General features: G+C 31.9%; 2 protein-coding genes. Both read left to right on the forward strand.

Annotated elements, in window-relative coordinates:
- Nucleotides 1–55: 55 nt before the first annotated feature.
- Nucleotides 56–316, forward strand: coding sequence for an IreB family regulatory phosphoprotein (locus D7Y11_RS43015; protein ID WP_000426912.1), 261 nt, complete (start codon nucleotides 56–58; stop codon nucleotides 314–316).
- Nucleotides 317–319: 3 nt separating this feature from the next.
- The coding region (ruvX, locus tag D7Y11_RS45580) for a Holliday junction resolvase RuvX (protein ID WP_126936530.1) at nucleotides 320–417 on the forward strand (98 nt) is incomplete at its 3' end.

The following is a 417-nucleotide window of genomic DNA, read 5'->3' on the forward strand; positions in this document are numbered from 1 at the left end:
CCATAATATTGTATGATGATAGTGAGTTATATTTGTAATTAAAGGAGTGTCGCAAATGGAAAACTTTGATAAAACAATGAAATTCGACTATGAAGAACTTCCAACACAAGATGTAAGAGATGTTTTAAATAATGTTTATCGAACATTAGATGAACGAGGATATAATGCCGTAAACCAAATTGTAGGTTATTTATTATCAGGTGACCCTGCGTATATTCCACGCCAAAATGAAGCAAGAAATCAAATTCGTCATATTGATAGAGATGTTATTATGGAAGAGCTTGTTTCTTACTATTTAAAAGAGCAAAATAAATAATTTATGTTACAACATAAAATTTTAGGACTCGATGTCGGTAGTAGAACGGTAGGAATTGCAATTAGTGATATAATGGGTTGGACGGCACAAGGATTAGACAC

It is taken from the genome of Corallococcus sp. AB018, from assembly GCF_003986945.1.
GTDB lineage: Bacteria > Myxococcota > Myxococcia > Myxococcales > Myxococcaceae > Corallococcus > Corallococcus exiguus.

Bases quoted from the DNA above. Each gene is read 5' to 3' on its own strand.
- D7Y11_RS43015 (WP_000426912.1), top strand. From the start codon at position 56: ATGGAAAACTTTGATAAAACAATGAAATTCGACTATGAAGAACTTCCA.